Origin of the sequence: Serratia sp. Res13-Sevr-LER1-36-b, from assembly GCF_015673035.1 — a bacterium.
Classification (GTDB): Bacteria; Pseudomonadota; Gammaproteobacteria; order Enterobacterales; family Enterobacteriaceae; genus Chania; species Chania fonticola_C.
This window is the reverse complement of the sequence record NZ_JADACK010000007.1, coordinates 1-20,836: the sequence shown is the minus strand read 5'-3', so window position 1 is coordinate 20,836 and position 20,836 is coordinate 1. Positions and strand designations below refer to the sequence as shown.

The 20,836-nt window shown below is 55.4% G+C and carries 21 protein-coding genes; 16 read left to right on the top strand and 5 right to left on the bottom strand.

Translation table 11 applies throughout. The annotated features are described in order from the left end of the window. Positions 1–48 precede the first annotated feature (48 nt). Positions 49–1,668: an ABC-F family ATP-binding cassette domain-containing protein gene (locus IMQ33_RS06175; RefSeq protein ID WP_196061540.1), complete on the bottom strand. Its 1,620-nt coding sequence runs from the start codon at positions 1,666–1,668 to the stop codon at positions 49–51. A gap of 286 nt (positions 1,669–1,954) precedes the next feature. On the opposite strand from IMQ33_RS06175, the gene IMQ33_RS06170 reads away from it, so the two are divergent. After that, a complete protein-coding gene (locus IMQ33_RS06170) occupies positions 1,955–3,976 on the top strand; it encodes an NADPH-dependent 2,4-dienoyl-CoA reductase (RefSeq protein ID WP_196061539.1) in 2,022 nt (673 codons plus the stop codon). Positions 3,977–4,015: 39 nt separating this feature from the next. Here IMQ33_RS06170 and rlmG read toward each other — a convergent pair whose 3' ends face one another. After that, positions 4,016–5,155 carry a 23S rRNA (guanine(1835)-N(2))-methyltransferase RlmG gene (rlmG, locus tag IMQ33_RS06165; RefSeq protein WP_024483083.1) on the bottom strand — a complete coding sequence of 380 codons (1,140 nt, stop codon included), beginning with the start codon at positions 5,153–5,155 and terminating at the stop codon, positions 4,016–4,018. A gap of 149 nt (positions 5,156–5,304) precedes the next feature. Here rlmG and IMQ33_RS06160 point away from each other — a divergent pair, with 149 nt between their 5' ends. The 4 genes from IMQ33_RS06160 (at position 5,305) to sstT (ending at position 9,149) form a co-directional block, all read left to right on the top strand. Continuing rightward, positions 5,305–5,811 carry a M48 family metallopeptidase gene (locus IMQ33_RS06160; protein ID WP_024528187.1) on the top strand — a complete coding sequence of 169 codons (507 nt, stop codon included), beginning with the start codon at positions 5,305–5,307 and terminating at the stop codon, positions 5,809–5,811. An 89-nt stretch (positions 5,812–5,900) separates the two neighbouring features. After that, positions 5,901–6,881, top strand: a complete 981-nt coding sequence (locus IMQ33_RS06155) for a Gfo/Idh/MocA family protein (protein WP_021806930.1) — start codon at positions 5,901–5,903, stop codon at positions 6,879–6,881. Between the two features lies 1 nt (position 6,882). Next, entirely contained in the window at positions 6,883–7,620 is a 738-nt protein-coding gene (locus IMQ33_RS06150) for a glutamine amidotransferase (RefSeq protein ID WP_098929728.1), read from the top strand. Positions 7,621–7,913: 293 nt separating this feature from the next. Beyond that, positions 7,914–9,149, top strand: coding sequence for a serine/threonine transporter SstT (sstT, locus tag IMQ33_RS06145; protein WP_065684719.1), 1,236 nt, complete (start codon positions 7,914–7,916; stop codon positions 9,147–9,149). Between the two features lie 91 nt (positions 9,150–9,240). On the opposite strand, the gene IMQ33_RS06140 is transcribed toward sstT, so the two are convergent. From IMQ33_RS06140 to uxaC, 3 genes are all read right to left on the bottom strand, one after another. Further along, positions 9,241–9,804 carry a YgjV family protein gene (locus IMQ33_RS06140; protein ID WP_065684720.1) on the bottom strand — a complete coding sequence of 188 codons (564 nt, stop codon included), beginning with the start codon at positions 9,802–9,804 and terminating at the stop codon, positions 9,241–9,243. A gap of 77 nt (positions 9,805–9,881) precedes the next feature. Continuing rightward, positions 9,882–11,372, bottom strand: a complete 1,491-nt coding sequence (locus IMQ33_RS06135) for a UxaA family hydrolase (RefSeq protein ID WP_059198971.1) — start codon at positions 11,370–11,372, stop codon at positions 9,882–9,884. 20 nt (positions 11,373–11,392) lie between these two features. Beyond that, positions 11,393–12,805 (bottom strand): glucuronate isomerase, encoded by a 1,413-nt coding sequence (gene uxaC, locus IMQ33_RS06130; protein WP_161711729.1) that lies wholly within the window; start codon positions 12,803–12,805, stop codon positions 11,393–11,395. Between the two features lie 396 nt (positions 12,806–13,201). Here uxaC and IMQ33_RS06125 point away from each other — a divergent pair, with 396 nt between their 5' ends. The 11 genes from IMQ33_RS06125 to IMQ33_RS06075 all read left to right on the top strand — a co-directional run bounded on the left by IMQ33_RS06125 (position 13,202) and on the right by IMQ33_RS06075 (position 20,796). Further along, a complete protein-coding gene (locus IMQ33_RS06125; RefSeq protein ID WP_024528181.1) occupies positions 13,202–14,500 on the top strand; it encodes an MFS transporter in 1,299 nt (432 codons plus the stop codon). 117 nt (positions 14,501–14,617) lie between these two features. Continuing rightward, on the top strand, positions 14,618–15,394 hold the full coding sequence (exuR, locus tag IMQ33_RS06120; RefSeq protein ID WP_024528180.1) for a transcriptional regulator ExuR: 777 nt from the start codon (positions 14,618–14,620) through the stop codon (positions 15,392–15,394). A gap of 187 nt (positions 15,395–15,581) precedes the next feature. Further along, positions 15,582–16,031 carry a hypothetical protein gene (locus IMQ33_RS06115; RefSeq protein WP_024528179.1) on the top strand — a complete coding sequence of 150 codons (450 nt, stop codon included), beginning with the start codon at positions 15,582–15,584 and terminating at the stop codon, positions 16,029–16,031. A 199-nt stretch (positions 16,032–16,230) separates the two neighbouring features. Further along, complete coding sequence (locus tag IMQ33_RS06110) at positions 16,231–16,905, top strand: DedA family protein (protein ID WP_098929724.1); 675 nt, start codon at positions 16,231–16,233, stop codon at positions 16,903–16,905. Then, positions 16,902–17,276 carry an EnvZ/OmpR regulon moderator MzrA gene (gene mzrA, locus IMQ33_RS06105; protein WP_161711728.1) on the top strand — a complete coding sequence of 125 codons (375 nt, stop codon included), beginning with the start codon at positions 16,902–16,904 and terminating at the stop codon, positions 17,274–17,276. Before IMQ33_RS06110 ends, mzrA begins: the two co-directional genes overlap by 4 nt. A gap of 213 nt (positions 17,277–17,489) precedes the next feature. After that, positions 17,490–17,861 carry a DUF1090 domain-containing protein gene (locus IMQ33_RS06100; RefSeq protein ID WP_024483094.1) on the top strand — a complete coding sequence of 124 codons (372 nt, stop codon included), beginning with the start codon at positions 17,490–17,492 and terminating at the stop codon, positions 17,859–17,861. A gap of 164 nt (positions 17,862–18,025) precedes the next feature. Further along, positions 18,026–18,331 carry a YqjD family protein gene (locus IMQ33_RS06095; protein ID WP_021180656.1) on the top strand — a complete coding sequence of 102 codons (306 nt, stop codon included), beginning with the start codon at positions 18,026–18,028 and terminating at the stop codon, positions 18,329–18,331. A gap of 2 nt (positions 18,332–18,333) precedes the next feature. Continuing rightward, positions 18,334–18,753: a phage holin family protein gene (locus IMQ33_RS06090; protein WP_024528176.1), complete on the top strand. Its 420-nt coding sequence runs from the start codon at positions 18,334–18,336 to the stop codon at positions 18,751–18,753. Continuing rightward, positions 18,731–19,018 (top strand): YqjK-like family protein, encoded by a 288-nt coding sequence (locus IMQ33_RS06085; RefSeq protein WP_065684722.1) that lies wholly within the window; start codon positions 18,731–18,733, stop codon positions 19,016–19,018. Before IMQ33_RS06090 ends, IMQ33_RS06085 begins: the two co-directional genes overlap by 23 nt. A gap of 278 nt (positions 19,019–19,296) precedes the next feature. Next, the gene (locus tag IMQ33_RS06080; protein WP_024528174.1) at positions 19,297–19,692 is read left to right on the top strand and encodes a DoxX family protein; all 396 of its coding nucleotides are present in this window, start codon (positions 19,297–19,299) and stop codon (positions 19,690–19,692) included. Positions 19,693–19,809: 117 nt separating this feature from the next. Next, entirely contained in the window at positions 19,810–20,796 is a 987-nt protein-coding gene (locus IMQ33_RS06075) for a glutathione S-transferase family protein (RefSeq protein WP_196061538.1), read from the top strand. Positions 20,797–20,836 lie beyond the last annotated feature (40 nt).

The following is a 20,836-nucleotide window of genomic DNA, read 5'->3' as shown; positions in this document are numbered from 1 at the left end:
TGACCTTAAGTATACCAAAAACTCCCCAGCTTGGCCCCTCAGGCGGGGTTACATTGCTTGAAAGTACCAACCCGCTGCCGACCAGAACAAACGATGGGTCAATCGCAGCGCCTGTAAGAAGTCCTCATCGTGCGACACCACCAGCATCGCACCAGGAAACTCCGCCAAGGCCGCTTCAATTGCCTGCGATGAGGCCAGATCCAAATGGTTGGTCGGTTCATCCAGCAGCAGGAGCTGCGCAGGCTCACGCCGCCACAGCACACAGGCCAGCGCCGCTTTCAACCGCTCTCCACCACTCAATGCCGCCAACGGCAGCGTGACCCGGTCGGCATTCAGTTGCAGTTGCGCCAGTTGGCTACGCAACACTCCTTCGGCTAGCGGGGTATCCTGTAAACCTAGATGATCGACCACCGAGCGCGTCAGATCGAGCTGGGACAGGTTTTGATCGAGGTAGGCCAGCGATACCGAGCAATGGCAATGGCCAGCGCTGGCAGCCAGTTGCCCCAGGATCACCTTCAGCAGCGTGGATTTGCCACAGCCGTTCGGGCCGGTGATGGCCACGCGCATCGGGCCATCCATCCGCCAGTCAAGCGGTGGCAAGGTGACGAACGGCAGCTGTAACTGTTCCAGTACCAGCACCTGCTTACCTGCGGCTACCGCGCTGCCCGGTAAGGTCAGCATCACCGGGTTATCTTCTTCAACCCGTTCCCTCGCCTCGCGCACCGCTTCATCCAGCGTGTTCTTTTGCCCCTGATGCTGTTTACGCAAGGTACCCATCGTGTCGCGGGCAGCCCCCTTGAGGGCAGCTTTCTCAAAAGAGGCGATATTCAGCGAGTCCACAGTTCTCAGCGTACGGGCGGAGTGACGCTGGTAATTGTCGTGTTCTTTTTGCTGGCGAGCGCGGACGCGCCGTCTTTCCAACGCGGCATGTTCCAGTTGGGCACGCGCCGCCTGTTGCTCTTGCTCCCGCAGCCGATGGTATTCGTGATAATTGCCACCGTAGCTACGTAATGCCTCGGGAGTCAGTTCGACAATCCGCTGCATCCGTGACAACAGTTGCCGATCGTGGCTGGCAATCAACAGACCGCCGCGCCACTGTCCCAATTGCTGATACAGCCATTCACGGCCCGTGCTATCGAGGTGATTGGTCGGTTCGTCCAGCAGCAGGAAATCAGCCCCCGACATTATCGCGCCACACAAAGCCGCACGCATACGTTCGCCACCACTCAGTTCGCTGGCTGGCCGTTGCGGATCAAAATCAGACAATCCCGCCGCCGCAAAAGCCGTGTTCAAGCGATCCGCCAGATCCCACTGGCCCTCAAGACGATCGATATCGTCCAGCCGTGGGCAACCTTGCTCAAGACGGGCCTGGGCGGCAAACACCTCACCGTAGCCCAGCAACGTTGCCAAGGTCGTCTGTTCGGTGAAGTGCGGCTGCTGCGCCACATAGGCAAAGGTTGCCTGCGTCTCAATATGACCTGACGCGGGTTGATCCAGCCCGGCAATCAGACGTAGCAGGCGAGTTTTTCCCACGCCGTTACGCCCCACCAGGCCACAGTGCAGCTGTTCAACGGCCAGATTAAGCGGGCCAAACAGCGTTTCGCCATTGGCAAACTGACAGATTAATTGATGTAAAACGAAATAAGGGGACTGCGCAAAATGAGCCATAAGCACTCCTGAATGAAATCAAAACCTCCCCATACGGCACGAGCGTGCTCGGTATAGGGCCAGATATCAGCAGGTGTGGTTGTTCATTTTCGGTAATGGCTCCGCAGAGAGAAAAGGGATAAGGCGAGCCGATGTTAGCCGATCTTTTATACCGATTGCAAACATGAGGTCTATCACATTCAGCACATCCGCGTTTCCCAAGTACGCCGACAACGGCTAAATTTATCTCATCCGACCACTTGAGGGTCGTCTATAACTATAACGATAAACCCGATTGGAGACTGCAATGAGTGCTTACCCCAACCTGCTTGCGCCGCTGGATCTCGGCTTCACCACCCTGAAAAATCGGGTGCTGATGGGATCGATGCACACCGGCCTGGAAGAACTACCTAATGGCCCCGAGCGTATGGCGGCATTCTATGCCGAGCGGGCCGCTGCCGGTGTCGCCCTGATCGTGACCGGCGGTATAGCTCCCAATGAGAAAGGCGTGGTGTATCGCGGAGCATCGGTCCTGAACCAGCCGCAGCAGGTTGCCCATCACCGGATCGTGACCGAGGCTGTCCATCAGGCTGGGGGCAAGATTGCCCTGCAAATCCTGCATACCGGGCGCTACAGCTATCAGCCACAGCCCGTCGCCCCTTCCGCACTGCAAGCACCGATTAACCCATTCAGCCCAGCGGCGCTGACTACCCAAGAAGTTGAACAAACCATTGCCGACTTCGCCAACTGCGCAGCATTGGCACAGCAGGCTGGCTATGACGGTGTGGAAGTCATGGGGTCTGAGGGCTACCTGATTAACCAGTTCCTGGTCTCGCGCACCAACCAGCGCACCGACCAATGGGGCGGCAGCTTCAGCAACCGCATGCGTTTCGCCGTCGAGATTGTGCGGGCCGTGCGCGAAGCGACCGGGCCGGAATTTATTCTGATCTACCGCCTGTCGATGCTCGATCTGGTGGAGGATGGTTCCAGTTGGCAGGAGATTGAACAGCTTGCCGTAGCAATAGAACAGGCTGGCGCAACGCTGATCAACACCGGTATCGGCTGGCACGAAGCCCGTATTCCCACCATCGCCACCATGGTGCCGCGCGCCGGGTTCAGTTGGGTGACGCGCAAGCTGATGGGCAAAGTGAAGATCCCGCTGATCACCACCAACCGCATCAACGATCCGGCGGTGGCGGAGCAGGTTTTGGCCGATGGCTGTGCCGACATGGTGTCCATGGCACGCCCGTTCCTGGCAGATGCGGCGTTCGTGCAGAAGGCCGCTGAAGGCCGTGCAGACGAAATCAACACCTGCATCGGCTGCAATCAGGCCTGCCTGGATCAGATTTTCGATCACAAACTCACTTCCTGCCTGGTCAACCCTCGCGCCTGCCGCGAAACTGAAATGCCATTGATCGCTACCGCAACGCCTAAAAAACTGGCCGTGGTGGGTGCAGGGCCAGCCGGGTTAGCGTTTGCCACCACCGCCGCCAGCCGCGGGCATCAGGTAACCCTGTTTGATGCCGCCGAGCAGATCGGTGGCCAGTTCAATATCGCCAAGCAAATCCCCGGCAAGGAGGAGTTTCACCAGACGTTGCGCTATTTCCGCCGTCAGTTGGCGCTCAATGAAGTGGAACTGAAGCTGGGGCAGCAGGTGCAACCGCAGGATCTGGCGGATTTCGATGAGGTGATACTCGCCTGCGGCATCGTACCGCGTATGCCAGCCATTGCGGGCATCGAACACGCCAAGGTGATGAACTATCTCGATGTTTTACGCGATAAAAAGCCGGTTGGGCAACGGGTCGCCATCATTGGGGCCGGGGGAATTGGCTTCGACGTCGCCGAGTACCTCAGCCAGCATGGCACCTCCAGTAGCCTGGATCTGGCAGCGTTTAACCGCGAATGGGGGATCGATTCACAACTAGTGCAGCGCGGGGGGCTGAGCGCCCAAGGGCCGGAAGTGCCATCCTCGCCACGCCAGATATTCCTATTGCAACGCAAAACCAGCAAGGTAGGTGAAGGCTTGGGTAAAACCACCGGTTGGATCCATCGCACCAGCCTGGCGGTACGTGGCGTGAAAATGCTCAATAGCGTGAACTATCAACGTATTGACGACGAAGGTCTGCATATCCTACGTGCCGAGCAGGAAAGCTGCTTGCCGGTAGATACGGTGGTGATTTGTGCCGGGCAGGAGCCGCGCCGCGAATTGCAGCAGCCGCTGCTGGAGATGGGGAAAACGGTGCATCTGATTGGCGGTGCCGACGTGGCTGCCGAGCTGGATGCCCGCCGCGCTATCGATCAGGGCACGCGGCTGGCCATGGCACTGTAATCCATTGATTTGACGGGCGCAGCATGCTGCGCCCCTACATTAATAACGCGCGCCAGACTTGACCGCTTTGAGGATCAAGAACTTCTGGTTGGAGGCCACGGTGGTGCAGTTGCCGAACAAACGCCTCAGCTTCTGGTAGTAATCCAGATGGCGGTTGCCCACGATCCACAGCTCCCCCCCCACTTGCAGGCAGCGCTTGGCATCGCAGAACATCTGCCAGGCGGTGTGATCGGTGATCGCATGCTGCTGGTGGAACGGTGGGTTGCACAGTACCGCCTGCAGGCTTTCACGCTCAATGCCCGCCAGCGAGTTGTTCACCTCAAACTGACAGCGATCCATCTCTTGCGGCAGGTTGTGCGCCACGTTCAGTTCACTGGAAGCCACCGCCATGTAAGACTCATCGACGAAGGTCATCTGCGCTTGCGGGTTCTGCACCAAGGCACGCATCCCGATAATACCGTTGCCACAGCCGAGATCGACAATATGGCCCTGCAAATCCTTCGGCAGATTTTCCAGGAACAGGCGTGCGCCAATATCCAGGCTACCGCGTGAGAACACGTTGGCGTGGTTGTGGATCAGCCAGTCCGTGCCGTCGAGCAGCCAGTCGGTGGTTTCTGGCGCTGCCGGTGGCACGATGTCAGCTACCTGGCAATAAATCAGACGGGCCTTTTTCCAGGCCAGGCTGGTGCGAGTTGGGCCAAGCACCCGCTCAAACACTTGCATGGTCGAGGTATGCACGTCACGCGCTTTGGCACCGGCCACGATCAGCGTATCGGGTGCCACCACATCACGCAGGGCACGTAATTGCTGCTCCAGAAGCGCCAGCGCTTTCGGGATGCGGATCAACACCACCGCCGGGTTGGCAGGCAGTTCGGCCAGGCTGTCTTGCAAGGTGACCTGCTCAACATCGAGCTCATTCAGCTTGAGGTTATGGCGCGTCGCCAGTTGGCTCATGTATGAGTCGCTGATGCTATAAGGCTTATAGCCATGCAGAGCACAGGCCAGCGTGCCAAAGTTGTCGTTGAAAATCAGTACCGGGCGTTCACCGATGTCGACATTTTCCAACTGTTGCAGCAGATATTCGTCCGCCGCTTCCCACGCCTGCAACTGGGTGGCTTCTTCCTGTTGGGGATAACGCTCCAGCTCAAGTTGCTGTGTTCCCAGATCGAGTTGGCTCATTGCCCCTCCTGAATGATAAATTTGGGCTGTTTATCCCCTAAAAACGCTCGGCAGTAAAATGTTTTTTGGGATTAATTGCCCATTAGGGGATTTGAGCAAGAAAACGTCATACAATGCTCGCCCCGGTTTACCACTGAATACTGAATAACATGTCCGAACTGAGCTACCTGCAAGGCTACCCCGATCATCTGCAAATGCAGGTGCAACAACTCATCAAGCAACAGCGGCTGGGCGAGGTTTTGTTGCAACGCTATCCGCAGGTGCATGGCTGCACCACCGACAAGTCGCTTTATCAGTTTACCGTCGATCTGAAAAATCAGTATCTGCGTAATGCTCAACCACTGAGCAAGGTGGCCTACGACAGCAAAATCCAGGTAATGAAGCACGCCTTGGGGCTGCATACCGCCATTTCCCGGGTGCAGGGTGGCAAACTGAAAGCCAAAGCCGAGATCCGCGTGGCGACGGTGTTTAAAAACGCCCCAGAACCTTTCCTGCGCATGATCGTAGTCCACGAGTTGGCGCATCTGAAAGAGAAAGACCACAACAAGGCGTTTTACAGCCTGTGCTGCCATATGGAACCCAGCTATCACCAGTTGGAGTTTGATACCCGTCTGTATCTGACTCATCTCTCATTATTCGGCGAACTCTATGAGTAATAAGCCTTTTTAAGCAAATATTCGCCTATTCTCTGCGGCGTGATAATCTGGTTCCTTGAGCTATCTTCCTGTGGAAACTGGAGTCACCCATGATTCGCTTTGCTGTTGTCGGCACCAACTGGATCACCGAACGTTTTATCGATGCGGCTCACGAAAGCGGCAAGATGAGGCTGACCGCCATCTATTCGCGTAAGCTCGAACAGGCGCAGGCCTTTGGCGCCAACTATCCGGTCGAACACTTCTTTGACTCGCTGGAAGCGCTGGCGCAATCCGACGTGATTGATGCGGTGTATATTGCCAGCCCCAACTCTCTGCACTGCCAACAATCTCTGCTATTCCTGAGCCATAAAAAGCATGTGATTTGCGAGAAGCCGCTGGCGTCAAATCTGCGCGAAGTGGAACAGTTGGTGGCCTGCGCACGGGAACATCAGGTGGTACTGTTTGAAGCGTTCAAAAGCGCCCACTTGCCCAATTTTCTTATCCTGCAACAGGCATTGCCGAAGATTGGCAAACTGCGTAAGGCATTTATCAACTATTGCCAATACTCCTCCCGCTATCCCCGTTACCTGGCCGGTGAAAACCCGAACACCTTCAACCCGCACTTTTCCAACGGTTCGATCATGGACATTGGCTATTACTGCGTGGCCAGCACCGTGGCACTGTTTGGTGCACCGCAGTCGGTATTGGCTAGCGCAACATTGCTTGATACCGGGGTAGATGCCCACGGCAGCGTGTGCCTGAACTATGGTGACTTTGACGTGGTGATCAGCCATTCCAAGGTCAGCAACTCGGACATTCCGAGTGAGATCCAGGGCGAAGAGGGCACGCTGGTGATCGAAAAAATCTCCGAAGCCCAAGGCGTGGTGCTGACGCCTCGCGGTGAAAATAGCCAGGTACTGACCCAGCCGCAACACATCAATACCATGCTGTATGAAGCGCAAGTGTTTGCCGAACTGGTAGAAAAACGGCAGGTCGAGCATGAGGGCCTGGAAAATTCCCTGATCGTCGCCAGCCTGCTGACGGAGATCCGCCGTCAGACCGGCGTAGTGTTTCCCGCTGACGGAGAATAAAATGAAACCGCTGTTGTTGATGCAAACCGGTGATGCCCCGCAGATGATCCAGCAGGAGCAGGCCAATTTTGAGCAAATGTTCCTAAAACAAGGGAATATCGATGCAGATCGCGTGCATATCGTGCACGTCCTAGCCGGTGAGACACCGTTGCCCCCAGAAGATTACTGCGGAGTGGTGATCACCGGCTCAGCAGCTATGGTGACCGAACGGCTTCCCTGGAGCGAACGCGCAGCAGAATGGTTACGCCAGGCAATACAAATCAATCTGCCCATCTTTGGCGTGTGCTATGGCCACCAGCTTCTGGCTTATGCGCTGGGCGGTGAGGTGGGCTACCACCCGCAGGGCATGGAGGTTGGCACTCTCGAGATCGAGTTATTACCCACTGCCCGCTCAGATAAGCGTCTGGCTTCCCTGCCTGCGCGCTTCAACGTGAACCTGATCCATGCGCAAAGCGTATTAACGCCGCCGCCAGGGGCTGAAGTACTTGCCCGCTCGCAACAGGACGCCTGCCAAATCCTGCGTTACGGCGATAACGCCCTGACCACCCAGTTCCACCCGGAATTTAACGGGGCGATCATGCAGCGCTACCTGAGCTGGCTCAGCGAGTTGGAACCGGCCAAGCAGAAAATTTATCAACTTAAACAACAACAGGTTAGCGATACGCCATTCAGCCAGCTGTTACTGCAAGACTTTGTCGCCAGCCTTGGGGCCCAGCAGCCATTGGCCGGGGTCGGTTGAGGTTGGCCACCATAATCTGTTATCCGGGGCGCTAGACGCCCCGCGATTATTTGGCAAATAGCCATAAACGCCAAATGTTATGACGATCACACAAATGTAAACAGCATGTTATCAATCATTGATCCATGCAGGTAATTTCATCATCTCCCCTTTTCAAGATCCCCCGTTTACTGAATACTGGCATAGCAAACATACTTAGTTACAGATATGACGATAAGTTGCCCGGCCACGTTTCAGCCGAGGCGCAGCAATCTGTACATCACATTCTCAGGGAGCGGAAACGCAAGCGCATCATGAATAAACTATTACTACGCATCACTCAGGGCAGCCTGGTTAAACAAATATTGATCGGCCTGGTAGCGGGCATTGTGGTGGCACTGGTTTCGCCAGCTGCTGCAGCAGCCGTTGGCCTGCTCGGCTCGTTGTTCGTTGGCGCGCTGAAGGCGGTGGCACCGCTGCTGGTACTGGTGTTGGTCATGGCCTCCATTGCCAACCATAAGCAGGGCCAGAAAACCAATATCCGCCCCATCCTGTTCCTCTATCTACTGGGTACCTTTGCCGCCGCGCTTACCGCCGTGGTGATCAGCTTTATTTTCCCTTCCACGCTGGCGCTGGCCGTGGGCACCACCGACATCAACCCGCCGGGTGGCATCGTTGAAGTGCTCAAAGGTTTGCTGATGAGCGTGGTGGCGAACCCATTCCATGCGCTGATCAACGCCAACTATATCGGCATCCTGGCCTGGGCCGTGGGGTTGGGGCTGGCACTGCGTCATGCCTCTGATACCACCAAATCGCTAATTACCGACATGTCCCATGCCGTGACCATGGTGGTTCGTGCGGTGATCCGCTTTGCGCCGCTGGGTATCTTTGGCCTAGTGGCGTCAACCCTGGCCGATACCGGCTTTAGCGCGCTGTGGGGCTATGCCCAACTGCTGTTCGTGCTGATCGGCTGTATGCTGCTGGTGGCGCTGGTACTGAACCCGCTGATCGTCTACTGGAAGATCCGCCGTAATCCTTATCCACTGGTGTTCACCTGCCTGCGCGAAAGCGGCGTTACCGCCTTCTTTACCCGCAGCTCCGCAGCCAACATTCCGGTGAATATGGAACTGAGCAGAAAGCTGAATCTGAACGAAGATACTTATTCGGTTTCCATCCCGTTAGGGGCGACCATCAACATGGCTGGTGCCGCAATCACCATCACCGTGCTGACGCTGGCGGCGGTTAATACGCTGGGCATTCCTGTCGATGTGCCGACAGCACTGCTGCTGAGCGTGGTTGCTGCGATCTGCGCCTGTGGGGCTTCCGGCGTGGCCGGTGGTTCACTGTTGCTGATCCCGCTGGCTTGTAACATGTTCGGTATTCCTAACGAAATTGCGATGCAGGTCGTTGCCGTCGGCTTTATCATCGGCGTACTGCAGGACTCGGCTGAAACCGCGCTCAACTCCTCCACCGACGTGCTGTTTACCGCAGCAGCCTGTCAGGCGGAAGACCAGCGTCTGGCCAATGAAGATCCGCTGAAAGTTCGTTAAGTCCCCTCACCCCAACCCTCTCCCACAGGGAGAGGGAGCTGAGAGTCTCTGCTCTGTTGGAAGAATGGAGGAAATCTCAGCAACCTGCACTTTATTGCTTAACTGGCTGGCGCCCCTCTGAAACGGGCGCCTTTTTTTCGACCGCAAAAGGATCGATGCCGCGCAGTTGCAGGCGGCGGAAACGGATAATGTTGAAACCGTTCATCAGCAGGAAACTGCCTTCAATCAGCGAGCCCCCGATCGAGCCAAGCCAGATGTTGTGGGTAACCCAGCAGGCCGTTGAGCACCACATTACGCAGCGGGTGGTCAAACCGCGGGTGCGGAACAACGCCCAGGTGCTGACGGTTGTACCGCAGATCGGGAGTATTTCGATCCAGTGGTGAAAGCGGGATAAACCGATGATGAGCGTGAGGCAGATGAAGATCCACATCACCCATAGGCTGCGAGTCTTCATCGAGACCAGGTTGCGGCAGGCACTAAGCAGAGCGCTACTCCCTGCAGCATTCGCCCCCATCAGGATAAAGTGGATGCCGATAATCAGGCTGTAGCCCGACAGCTGCAGTTTGAAACGCTGGTCATCACGATTAAAGAAGCTGGTGATGCCTACCAAAAAAGCCAGCACGCCAACGGACTGCGCAAACCAATAAAACGTCATTAGGGAGATCCTGGGGCGGAAGTAGCAAGGCGTTTAAAACAAAACGCTGTTTTTATGCTACTCCCGCCAGCTAGGCTTTACAACGTGACACCGCTTTTAAAGATCGCCAACTCGCGGAAATCATTCACTTCATTACGCGCCGGAGCGCCATCGGCAATGTCCACGATCAGATCGACAAACTGCTCCAGCATCTGCGCCATCGGCAAGCCGTGGATCAGGCGGCCTGCGTCAAAATCGATCCAGTGCGGTTTCTTCGCCGCCAGCTCCGAGTTGGTCGCCAGCTTCACCGTTGGCACAAAGCCACCGTAAGGTGTCCCCCGCCCGGTGCTGAACAGCACCATATGGCACCCGGCTCCCGCCAGCGCGCTGGTAGCGACCGCATCATTGCCCGGCGCACTCAGCAGGTTAAGCCCCGGCAGACGCAGACGCTCACCGTATTTCAACACGTCCACCACCTGGCTCTGCCCGGCTTTTTGGGTGCAACCCAGAGATTTCTCTTCTAACGTGGTGATGCCTCCAGCCTTGTTGCCCGGTGAAGGGTTCTCGTAAATCGGTTGGTCGTGGGCAATAAAATACTGTTTGAAGTCGTTGACCATGCTGACGGTTTTTTCAAAGGTGTCTTCATCGCGGCAGCGGCTCATCAGAATGCGCTCGGCACCAAACATTTCTGGCACTTCGGTCAGCACCGTGGTGCCGCCGTTGGCTATCACATAATCCGAGAAGCAGCCCAATAACGGGTTGGCTGTGATCCCCGATAAACCGTCCGATCCCCCACATTCCAGGCCAAACTTCAGCTCGCTGAGCTTGCCCGGCTGGCGCCTATCGTCGCGCATAATCTGGTATAATTCATGTAAATGTGCCAATCCGTCGGCAACTTCATCATCCTGTTGCTGGCAGACCATAAAACGCACGCGCTGTTCATCAAACTCACCCAAGGTGCTGCGGAAAGCATCCACCTGGTTGTTCTCACAGCCCAGGCCAATCACCAGAACCGCACCGGCATTGGGGTGACGCACCATATTTTGCAGCATGGTGCGGGTATTTTCATGATCCTGGCCGAGCTGTGAGCAGCCGAAGGGGTGGCTGAAAAGATGCACGCCGTCGATCCCCTCTGCTTCCCCGGTTTCCTTCAGAAAACGTTGCAGGATCTGACGGGCGATGCCGTTCACACAGCCCACGGTTGGGATGATCCACAGTTCGTTGCGGATCCCTACCTCACCGTTGCTGCGGCGGTAAATCTGTACCTCACGATCTGCCGCCTGCGCCGGTAAGGTCTGGAAATCCGGTTGATACTGATAGCTGTCGAGATCGCTCAGGTTGGTTTTGGCATTTTGCGAATGGATATGTTCGCCCGCTGCGATGGCCACCAGCGCATAGCCGATCGGCAAGCCGTACTTGACGATCATCTCACCGGCAGCGATCGGTTCAAGGGCAAACTTGTGCCCCCGAGCAACGTCCTGCGCCAGTGCGATCGCCTGCCCTTCCCAGACAGGCTGGTCACCAGCTGCCAAATCACACAGTGCGACCGCCACATTATCTTTTGCATGGATCTTTATGATGCTTTGCATAAACCAACCTCGAGCTGTAACTACGCTAATTCGATAGCAAAATAGTGTTTGGCATTGTCGAAGCAGATGTTTTTCACCATCTCACCCAGCAACGCAATATCCGCCGGTGCTTCGCCATCTTCCACCCAACGGCCAATCATCTGGCACAGGATGCGACGGAAGTATTCGTGACGCGTGTAGGAAAGGAAGCTGCGGCTGTCGGTCAACATGCCCACAAAACGGCTAAGTAACCCAAGCTGTGCCAACTGCGTCATCTGGCGCTGCATACCGTCTTTCTGATCGTTAAACCACCAGCCTGAACCAAATTGGATCTTGCCCGGCGTACCTTCGCCCTGGAAGTTGCCGACCATGGTGCCGATCACTTCGTTATCCCGTGGGTTCAGGCAGTAAAGAATGGTCTTCGGCAGCGCACCCTGCTTGGCCTGAGCATCCAGCAGGCGAGACAGGGATTCGGCTACCGGCTGATCGTTAATAGAATCGAAGCCAATGTCTGGGCCGATAGTCGTGAACATCCGGCTATTGTTATTACGCAGTGCACCGATGTGGTATTGCTGCACCCATTCGCGGCGCTGGTATTCAGCAGCCAGGAACAGCAGGACGGCGGTCTTGAACTGGGCAACCTGCTGTGGAGTTGGCAGCTCCCCGCGCAGGCGCTGGGCCAGGATCTTGTCTAACGTGGCCTCATCGGCCTCGCCGTACATCACCACGTCTAACGCGTGATCGGAAACCTTACAACCGTGAGCGGCAAAGTGATCCAGGCGTTTTTTCAGCGCATCGCACAAATCGCTGAAGCGGTTGATGGAAGTATCTGCGGCGGCTTCCAGCTGTTGCATATAGTCATTAAACCCAGCGGCTTCAATATTGAAGGCCTTATCTGGGCGCCAGCTTGGTAATACTTTGATATCGAAGCTGCTGTCGGCGGCGATGGTTTGATGGTGGCGCAGATCGTCGATCGGATCGTCGGTGGTGCCCACCATTTTCACCTTCATCTGTTTCATGATGCCGCGAGCGCTGAAAGCCTCCTGCGACAGCAGTTCATTGCCGCGCTGCCAGATTTCATCTGCGGTAGTCGGGGAGAGCAGCTTGCCGGTGATGCCAAACGGACGGCGCAGTTCCAGGTGCGTCCAGTGATACAGCGGGTTGCCGATGGTATGCGGCACCGTTGCCGCCCAGGCATCAAATTTTTCACGGTCAGAGGCATCGCCGGTACACAGGCGTTCAGCCACGCCGTTGGTGCGCATCGCGCGCCACTTATAGTGATCGCCCTTCAGCCAGATATCGTACATGTTCTTAAAACGAGTATTTTCGGCAATCTGTTGCGGTGGCAAATGGCAGTGATAGTCGAAAATAGGCTGATCCGCTGCATAGTCGTGATACAGGCGGCGGGCAAATTCACTGTCTAACAAGAAATCATCGCTCAAAAACGTGGCCATATGGGTTCCTCACCTTTTTCCTGGCTAGCCTTGCTGTCAACTTTTGCAAAGTTATCACACCAATTTATCGTAGAGTCTAGCGAAATTTTACCTTGGTTAACCCATCATTACGGCCTCCAAGCGCCTATCCAGACGACTCTCATTAAACCAATGCCTTATGATGACAAGCATTATCACTTAAAAAAATAATGGTTTTTGTGATATCACTCAACTTTTAAATCTGTATGACAAGTTATCTTCTCGCCACCCTGCTACTGGTTTATAACCACGGTTCAATGGCAATGCGCAGGACGGCGTCGGTAAGCGGAATACCGGCAACCAGATGAAAGGGAATCACCACCATGACCGCCACAGGCTTGCCGGTGGCCGAAATTTTTAGACTGGGAGAGATTTGGGATGCGTAAAATTAAAGGCTTACGCTGGTATATGATCGGCCTGGTGACTATCGGCACCGTGCTCGGTTATCTGACCCGCAATGCGATGTCCGTCGCAGCCCCCTCGCTGGAAGGTTCACTGGGGATCACGACCCAACAGTATTCCTATATTGTTGCCGCCTATTCAGCCTGCTATACCCTGATGCAGCCCGTTGCAGGTTATATCCTTGACGTGCTCGGCACTAAAATCGGCTATGCGATGTTTGCCATCCTGTGGGCCATCTTCTGTATGGGCACCGCGCTGGCCAACAGCTGGGTCGGTCTGGCGATGGCCCGTGGTGCGGTCGGTATGGCCGAAGCAGCGATGATCCCTGCCGGGCTGAAAGCCAGTAGCGAATGGTTCCCAGCCAAAGAGCGTTCCATCGCGGTGGGTTACTTTAACGTCGGTTCCTCGGTGGGCGCGATGCTCGCTCCTCCGTTGGTGGTCTGGGCGATTGTGGCGCACAGCTGGGAAATGGCGTTTATCATTACCGGTGTCTTGAGCCTGATCTGGGCCATCTGCTGGCTGATCTTCTATAAGCACCCGAAAGACCAGAAGAAACTCAGTACCGAAGAACGCAGCTACATTCTGGATGGGCAGGAAGCGCACCACCAGACCAGCAACGCCAAGAAGATGTCCGCCTGGCAGATCCTGCGTAACCGCCAGTTCTGGGGTATAGCGCTGCCGCGTTTCCTGGCAGAACCCGCCTGGGGAACCTTCAACGCCTGGATCCCGCTGTTTATGTTCAAGGCTTACGGCTTTAACCTGAAAGAAATTGCCATGTTCGCCTGGATGCCGATGCTGTTCGCCGATTTCGGCTGCATCCTGGGTGGCTATCTGCCGCCATTCTTCCAAAAGCATTTCGGCGTCAACCTGATCGTCTCACGCAAACTGGTGGTCACCCTGGGCGCAGTGTTGATGATCGGCCCAGGCATGATCGGCTTGTTCACCAGCCCTTATGTCGCCATTGCCTTACTGTGCATCGGGGGCTTTGCCCACCAGGCACTGTCCGGTGCGCTGATTACCCTGTCGTCGGACGTCTTTGGCCGCAACGAAGTCGCTACCGCCAATGGGCTGACTGGGATGGCCGCCTGGACGGCGAGCACCATGTTCGCTCTGGTGGTCGGCGCATTGGCTGACACCATGGGCTTCAGCCCGCTGTTCGCCGCCCTGTCGGTGTTCGATATCCTGGCCGCCATCGTGATCTGGACCGTGCTGCAAAACAAGCCGGTTTCCGAGCTGGAACAGGAGCGATTACAAACGGCAGATGCCAGCAGCTAACCCCCACAGCCCGGCCTTTGTGCCGGGCTTTTCGCATCTGACTCGCTAGCAGCTACAACGGATAAGTGGTATAACAGGTCCTATGGCATCACGCCCTTCTACCACCGAGTATTCACTATGGAATTCACTGAAACCAGACGCCTTTATCAGCAATTGGCCGCCGAGCTAAAACGGCGCATTGAGGGCGGGGTCTACCCGGTCGGTGAGAAACTGCCAGCCGAGCGTTATATTGCAGAAGAGATGAACGTTAGCCGCACCGTGGTGCGTGAGGCGATCATCATGCTGGAGGTGGAAGGTTACGTCGAAGTGCGCAAAGGCTCGGGCATCCATGTGATCTCCAACCAGCAGAAGCACCTGGTAGTACCGGGTGAAAGCCTCGAATTCGCTACCTCTGGGCCTTTTGAACTGCTACAGGCACGCCAGTTGATCGAAAGTAACATCGCCGAGTTCGCCGCCACCCAGGTGACCAAGCAGGATATCGTCCAACTGATGGAGATCCAGGAGCAGGCGCGCAAAGAGGATCGCTTCCGCGATTCGCAGTGGGATCTCAAATTCCACGTTCAGGTGGCGCTGGCGACTCAGAATACCGCCATGGCCACCATAGTGGAAAAAATGTGGGCTCAGCGTGTCAGCAACCCTTACTGGATCAAACTGCACGAACATATCGATGAGCGTTCCATTGCCAGTTGGTGCGACGATCACGATGAGATCCTTAAAGCGCTAATACGTAAAGATCCTCACGGTGCCAAACTGGCCATGTGGCAACATCTGGAAAACACCAAGCAGATGCTGTTCAATGCCACCACCGACGATTTCGAATACAACGCCGATCGCTACCTGTTTGCCGAGAATCCGGTGATCCATTTGGATAACATGGCCAGCACCACCAAATAGGGTTTTGGCGTCAAGAAATCGCACCGAATGTCAGGTATTGTAAAAACGGCTGAATCGATCCCGGTACAGCCGCCCACTGCGCGATATTTCCCCAGCGTCCACGTAGATTTCCCTGTTGCCAATCGTGCTATTTTGGTAGAGTTAGCCCACTTTTTTATCGACTGACTTTGGGGTGGAACGCGAATACATGCGCTGGTTGTTTGCCATGCTTATTGCTCTTTCCTGCTGGACCGGTTCGGTCTCCGGCCCAAAGCTCTATGCAGCACAAACCGCAGCCTTAGCCTCCGCGTTAAGTGCTCAAGCATTATTTGATGAGCATGTGGTTTCCCCCTACGATCAGGATTACCGTCCGCACAGTGAACTCCGCCGCAAGCCCCTCAGCAAACTACTGCTGTCTTTGCCCCGGATGCATTCCTATCCCAGCTCGTTGCAGGCCCCGTCCCAATCGGTTCCGGCCTATACTTTAGCAACGGATCTGGGCTACCGCCTGTGGCCACAACCGCAGGCAGATAACCCAGCCCCTAACCGGTTGCGGCAGGTCAATTGGACGCTGAACTTCCCGCAGCAACAAAGCAGGCTCGGGGGTTGGAAAGAGAGCAATATACTTTACCGTGGCTCGCTAACGTATCACTCATGATCCGGTGTCGCCCCGTTTTACCCTATGGATTTCAAGTTGCAGCAAGTGCAGATAACAACGCTGCAACTTGAAAGACGACGGGTATAGAACCAAAGAATAAAGCAACACCGATCATCATCTTCAGCAGCCAGGGCCCTCCGCGAGCTTACCGCCCCCAGCCGCTGAACGAAAATAACAATGACGTTTTTAGGAACACCGGATGGATATCATTAAGCAACTGTTGGATGCCTTATGGCAGCAAGACTTTGAAACGCTGGCCAACCCCTCGTTGGTCTGGACGCTGTACGTCTTGCTGTTTATGATCTTATTTCTGGAAAATGGCCTGCTGCCCGCCGCCTTCCTACCGGGTGATAGCCTGCTGATCCTGGTCGGCGTCCTGGTCGCCAAAGGCACCATGAATTTCCCGGTGACCATTCTTATCCTGACCACCGCAGCCAGCCTGGGGTGCTGGGTTAGCTACATACAAGGCCGATGGCTAGGCAATACGCCTACGGTACAGGGCTGGCTAGCTCATCTACCGGCCCATTACCATCAGCGTGCCCACCAGTTGTTCCACCGCCATGGCCTGTCGGCCCTGCTGGTTGGCCGTTTCCTGGCTTTCGTCCGTACGCTGTTGCCTACCATTGCCGGGTTGTCCGGTTTGAGCAACGCACGCTTCCAGTTCTTTAACTGGATGAGCGGCCTGCTGTGGGTTCTGATCCTGGTATCAGTCGGTTTTGCCCTCGGGAAAACCCCAGTGTTCCGCAAGTATGAAGACCAGTTGATGTTCGGCCTGATGATGCTGCCACTAGTGCTACTGGTCGCCGGGCTGGTCGGTTCGCTAGTGGTGCTGTGGCGCAAAAAGCGCGCCGACCGTGCAGGGAAAGACGCGTGAGAACCCAACGCCCACGCTGGCAATACGCGCTGATGCTTTCATTGCTATTGCTGGCATTGGCCGCCGTGCTGGCGCCATACATTTTACGTACGGAAAACGAGCTGCGTATCCACGTGGTTCAGCAGGGCTTATCGTTGCCAGATGGTTTTTACGTCTATCAGCGCCTGGATGAACGCGGTATCCGCATCAAAAGCATTACGCCGGAGGGCGATGGCCTGGTGATCCGCCTGGACTCCCCTGAGCAGCAACTGCTGGCCCGTGAAGCCCTGGAAAACATCCTGCCCCCCGGTTATACCATTGCCCTGAACGAGTCTCCTCTCCCCGGCCGCTGGGTGCGTAAATTTGCACGCGTGCCACTTAATCTGGGATAATCCCTTTCCCATTTAAGGGATTATCTTAGCTGTCGTTACATCCGGCTAATCGGGCGCAGCATGCAGCGCCCCTACATTTGGGGTTCTACGCAATTTGTGACTATGCTGATTGTCTGCATGGGTCAGCCGCGTAGGCCACCTGTCGCACTGCCCCTTGGGCAGCAGGAAACCGGGAGCATCCTTGTTATCTCCCAGCATTAAGGAATTGAAATCATGAAATTACGCCACACATTGTTACTGGCCATCCCCCTGTTCACTTTTTCTGCGCTTTCACAGGCAGCGGTAGAGACTTGTGCCAGCAAAGCCCAGGAGATCCAGACCCAGATCGATTATGCCACTAAGCACGGCAACAGCCACCGCGTGGCAGGCCTGCAGAAAGCCCTGAGCGAAGTACAGACCCACTGCACCGAGGCCGGTTTACAAGCCGATCGCCAGAAGAAGATTGCTGATAAGCAGGAGAAAGTGGCCGAGCGTGAGCAGGAGCTGAAAGAGGCTCAGGAAACCGGCAAGGCAGATAAAATCGCCAACAAGCAGAGAAAGCTGGCAGAAGCCCAGGCAGAGCTGAAAGCCGCGCAGGCCGAATAATTTTTTATATTAGCGGATTTATCGCTAAGAGCCCCATCTGGCGGGATTTTACCAACCGATAATGACATTGGTTAGTGATATCCACCGGGGATAAGCCCTTTGCTTAAGTGAATAAATCCGCTATGTTAAAAGTCTGTCGAAGTTAATGTTAAGGAGTTATCGAAATGGCACATGATTCACATGCAGAAAATTTACGCGCTGAACTGAAGTCCTTGGCCGATACGCTGGAAGAAGTGCTGAACTCTTCCACCGATAAACCTAAAGCTGAACTGGACAAACTGCGCTCCAAAGCAGAAGGCGCACTGAAAGAAACCCGTGCCCGTCTGAGCGATGCCGGTGACAAACTGGCTCACCAAACCAAGCAGATGGCTGGCCAGGCCGATGATTACGTGCGTGAAAACCCGTGGACCGGTATCGGTATCGGCGCCGCGGTTGGCGTGGTGTTAGGCGTTCTGCTCGCGCGCCGCTGATTATGGCAGAGCAGCCGCAAACGCGCGCACAGGGCCCCGGTAAAGGGGTCCTGGATATAGCCCAACGGATTGTCACCATTATGGTCGGCATGGTGGAAACCCGGGTGCGTCTGGCCGTTATCGAGCTGGAAGAGGAGAAAGCCAACCTCATTCAGTTGCTGATGATGGCGGGGCTTACCCTGCTGTTTACCGCCTTCGGCCTGATGAGCCTGTTAATCCTCATCTTCTGGGCCATCGACCCCGCTTATCGCCTGATGGCGTTGGGTACGACTACCGCCGTTCTGCTGTTCCTGGCCGTTGTGGGCATCGTCTGGACCCTGTCCAAGGCTCGCCGTTCGACACTGTTAGGGGCAACACGTCAGCAACTGGAACTCGATCGTGCTGAACTGGAGGAGAAACATGAATCACCGCCAGTACCGTGAACGCAGAAAAGAGCAACTCATCCGGCAGATCCAGCAGCAACGCCTGGATCTGGCCGCCAACAAAAGCCAGTGGCTACAAAAAACCGAATCCTTCGATCGCAGTTGGCAGACCTTGTATGGGCTGCGTAAATATATGGCTATCGGTTCCAGCGTGATCGCGCTGTACGGCATACGCCATCCTAGCAAGTTGATCCGCTGGTCACGGCGGGCGCTCAGCGTCTGGGGCACCGTTCGTCTGATCCGTAACGCCCTTCCCAAAAAATAACCGCGCTGTAACAAGTTCAATTATCCCGTTGGTAATCCCTTTTATTTGCATGGATTTTATCCAAACACATCTTATTAATCGTTAATTGAATGATTTATAACTACTTTTATAGATTTTTTAATATTCAGATTTTTTGAAAAATTACGACAGTTTTACTTGCTAACAACCCGCAGCATTCCCGTCTAACATTCACTCCATCAACCGGACATGGCGGCTAAAGCCCCCCTGGCGGTACCAATGCCAAGATTGGCAAGCAACAACACTTTTTGGAGTTAATGATGAAGAAATTAGAAGATGCAGGTTTGCTGGTTGCTCGTATTCTGATGCCAATCCTGTTTATCGTTGCAGGCTACGGCAAAATGGGTGATGCCTATGCTGGCACCCAACAATACATGCAGTCGATGGGCGTACCTGGCTTCTTGCTGCCACTGACCATCCTGCTGGAGTTCGGCGGTGGCCTGGCAATTCTGTTCGGCTTCCTGACCCGTACCGTGGCGCTGTTCACTGCCGGTTTCACCATCCTGACCGCGCTGCTGTTCCACACCAACTTTGCCGAAGGCGTGAACCAGCTGATGTTTATGAAAAACCTGACCATTGCCGGTGGCTTCATCGTACTGGCGGTTGCAGGCCCTGGCGGCTTCAGCATTGACCGCATTTTGAACAAAAAGTGGTAAGCTTATAAAGCATACACTACGGATTTCAAGCTACAGCTTGAAAGACGACGGGTATAAAGGCTCGGCTCTTCATGCCGGGCCTTTTGACTTTCACTCTCGGATATTTTGGAGGATCTCATGGGACAACTCGTTGATGGCGTTTGGCAAGACACCTGGTATGACACCAAATCCACCGGGGGCCGTTTCAAGCGTTCAACCTCTCAGTTTCGCAATTGGGTCACCCCAGATGGCGCTGCGGGAGAGCATGGCAAAGCAGGTTTCAAGGCCGAGCAAGATCGCTACCATCTGTATGTTTCCCTGGCTTGCCCTTGGGCACACCGTACCCTGCTGATGCGCAAATTGAAGGGGCTGGAGCAAATCATCTCGGTTTCCGTGGTGCATCCGCTGATGTTGGAAAACGGCTGGACCTTCGGCCAGGATTTCCCGGCAGCAACCGGCGATGCGCTGTATCACTCCGATTTTCTTTACCAGCTCTATCTACGGGCCGATCCGCAGTACAGTGGCCGCGTTACCGTGCCAGTGCTGTGGGATAAACAGCAACAGACCATCGTCAGCAATGAGTCTGCCGATATCATTCGCATGTTCAACAGCGCTTTCGACGCCGTCGGCGCACGGGCTGGGGATTACTACCCGGCAGAACTGCGTGAGAAGATCGATTCGCTCAACGGCTGGATTTACGATTCGGTGAACAACGGGGTGTACAAGGCCGGTTTTGCTACCAGCCAGGAAGCCTATGACGAAGCGGTGAACGGCGTGTTTGCCTCATTGGAGCGGCTTGAGCAGATCCTCGGCCAACAGCGTTATCTGACCGGTGATCGACTCACCGAGGCCGATCTCCGCCTGTGGACCACGCTGATCCGTTTCGATCCGGTCTACGTCACTCATTTCAAATGCGACCAACGCCGCATAAGCGACTATCTCAACCTTTACGGCTTCCAGCGCGATATCTACCAGATGCCAGGGATTGCCGAAACGGTCGATATGGCGCATATCCGCAACCACTATTATCGCAGCCATGCCACCATCAACCCGCACGGGATCATTTCGATCGGCCCCGCGCAGGATCTGGATGAACCCCACGGGCGCGATGTGCGTTTTGGTTAATTGCAGATTGCTGTGAGTCTGAGGCCCGGCAATCGCTGCT

What these genes read in the sequence shown, in the direction of transcription:
- IMQ33_RS06140 (WP_065684720.1), bottom strand. Translation starts at nt 9,804, where the DNA reads ATGACGTTTTATTGGTTTGCGCAGTCCGTTGGCGTGCTGGCTTTTTTG.
- rlmG (WP_024483083.1), bottom strand. Translation starts at nt 5,155, where the DNA reads ATGAGCCAACTCGATCTGGGAACACAGCAACTTGAGCTGGAGCGTTAT.
- IMQ33_RS06110 (WP_098929724.1), top strand. Translation starts at nt 16,231, where the DNA reads ATGGATATCATTAAGCAACTGTTGGATGCCTTATGGCAGCAAGACTTT.
- IMQ33_RS06160 (WP_024528187.1), top strand. Translation starts at nt 5,305, where the DNA reads ATGTCCGAACTGAGCTACCTGCAAGGCTACCCCGATCATCTGCAAATG.
- uxaC (WP_161711729.1), bottom strand. Translation starts at nt 12,805, where the DNA reads ATGGCCACGTTTTTGAGCGATGATTTCTTGTTAGACAGTGAATTTGCC.
- IMQ33_RS06170 (WP_196061539.1), top strand. Translation starts at nt 1,955, where the DNA reads ATGAGTGCTTACCCCAACCTGCTTGCGCCGCTGGATCTCGGCTTCACC.
- IMQ33_RS06095 (WP_021180656.1), top strand. Translation starts at nt 18,026, where the DNA reads ATGGCACATGATTCACATGCAGAAAATTTACGCGCTGAACTGAAGTCC.
- sstT (WP_065684719.1), top strand. Translation starts at nt 7,914, where the DNA reads ATGAATAAACTATTACTACGCATCACTCAGGGCAGCCTGGTTAAACAA.
- IMQ33_RS06135 (WP_059198971.1), bottom strand. Translation starts at nt 11,372, where the DNA reads ATGCAAAGCATCATAAAGATCCATGCAAAAGATAATGTGGCGGTCGCA.
- IMQ33_RS06175 (WP_196061540.1), bottom strand. Translation starts at nt 1,668, where the DNA reads ATGGCTCATTTTGCGCAGTCCCCTTATTTCGTTTTACATCAATTAATC.
- IMQ33_RS06125 (WP_024528181.1), top strand. Translation starts at nt 13,202, where the DNA reads ATGCGTAAAATTAAAGGCTTACGCTGGTATATGATCGGCCTGGTGACT.
- IMQ33_RS06150 (WP_098929728.1), top strand. Translation starts at nt 6,883, where the DNA reads ATGAAACCGCTGTTGTTGATGCAAACCGGTGATGCCCCGCAGATGATC.
- exuR (WP_024528180.1), top strand. Translation starts at nt 14,618, where the DNA reads ATGGAATTCACTGAAACCAGACGCCTTTATCAGCAATTGGCCGCCGAG.
- IMQ33_RS06085 (WP_065684722.1), top strand. Translation starts at nt 18,731, where the DNA reads ATGAATCACCGCCAGTACCGTGAACGCAGAAAAGAGCAACTCATCCGG.
- IMQ33_RS06080 (WP_024528174.1), top strand. Translation starts at nt 19,297, where the DNA reads ATGAAGAAATTAGAAGATGCAGGTTTGCTGGTTGCTCGTATTCTGATG.
- IMQ33_RS06155 (WP_021806930.1), top strand. Translation starts at nt 5,901, where the DNA reads ATGATTCGCTTTGCTGTTGTCGGCACCAACTGGATCACCGAACGTTTT.
- IMQ33_RS06090 (WP_024528176.1), top strand. Translation starts at nt 18,334, where the DNA reads ATGGCAGAGCAGCCGCAAACGCGCGCACAGGGCCCCGGTAAAGGGGTC.
- IMQ33_RS06075 (WP_196061538.1), top strand. Translation starts at nt 19,810, where the DNA reads ATGGGACAACTCGTTGATGGCGTTTGGCAAGACACCTGGTATGACACC.
- IMQ33_RS06100 (WP_024483094.1), top strand. Translation starts at nt 17,490, where the DNA reads ATGAAATTACGCCACACATTGTTACTGGCCATCCCCCTGTTCACTTTT.
- IMQ33_RS06115 (WP_024528179.1), top strand. Translation starts at nt 15,582, where the DNA reads ATGCGCTGGTTGTTTGCCATGCTTATTGCTCTTTCCTGCTGGACCGGT.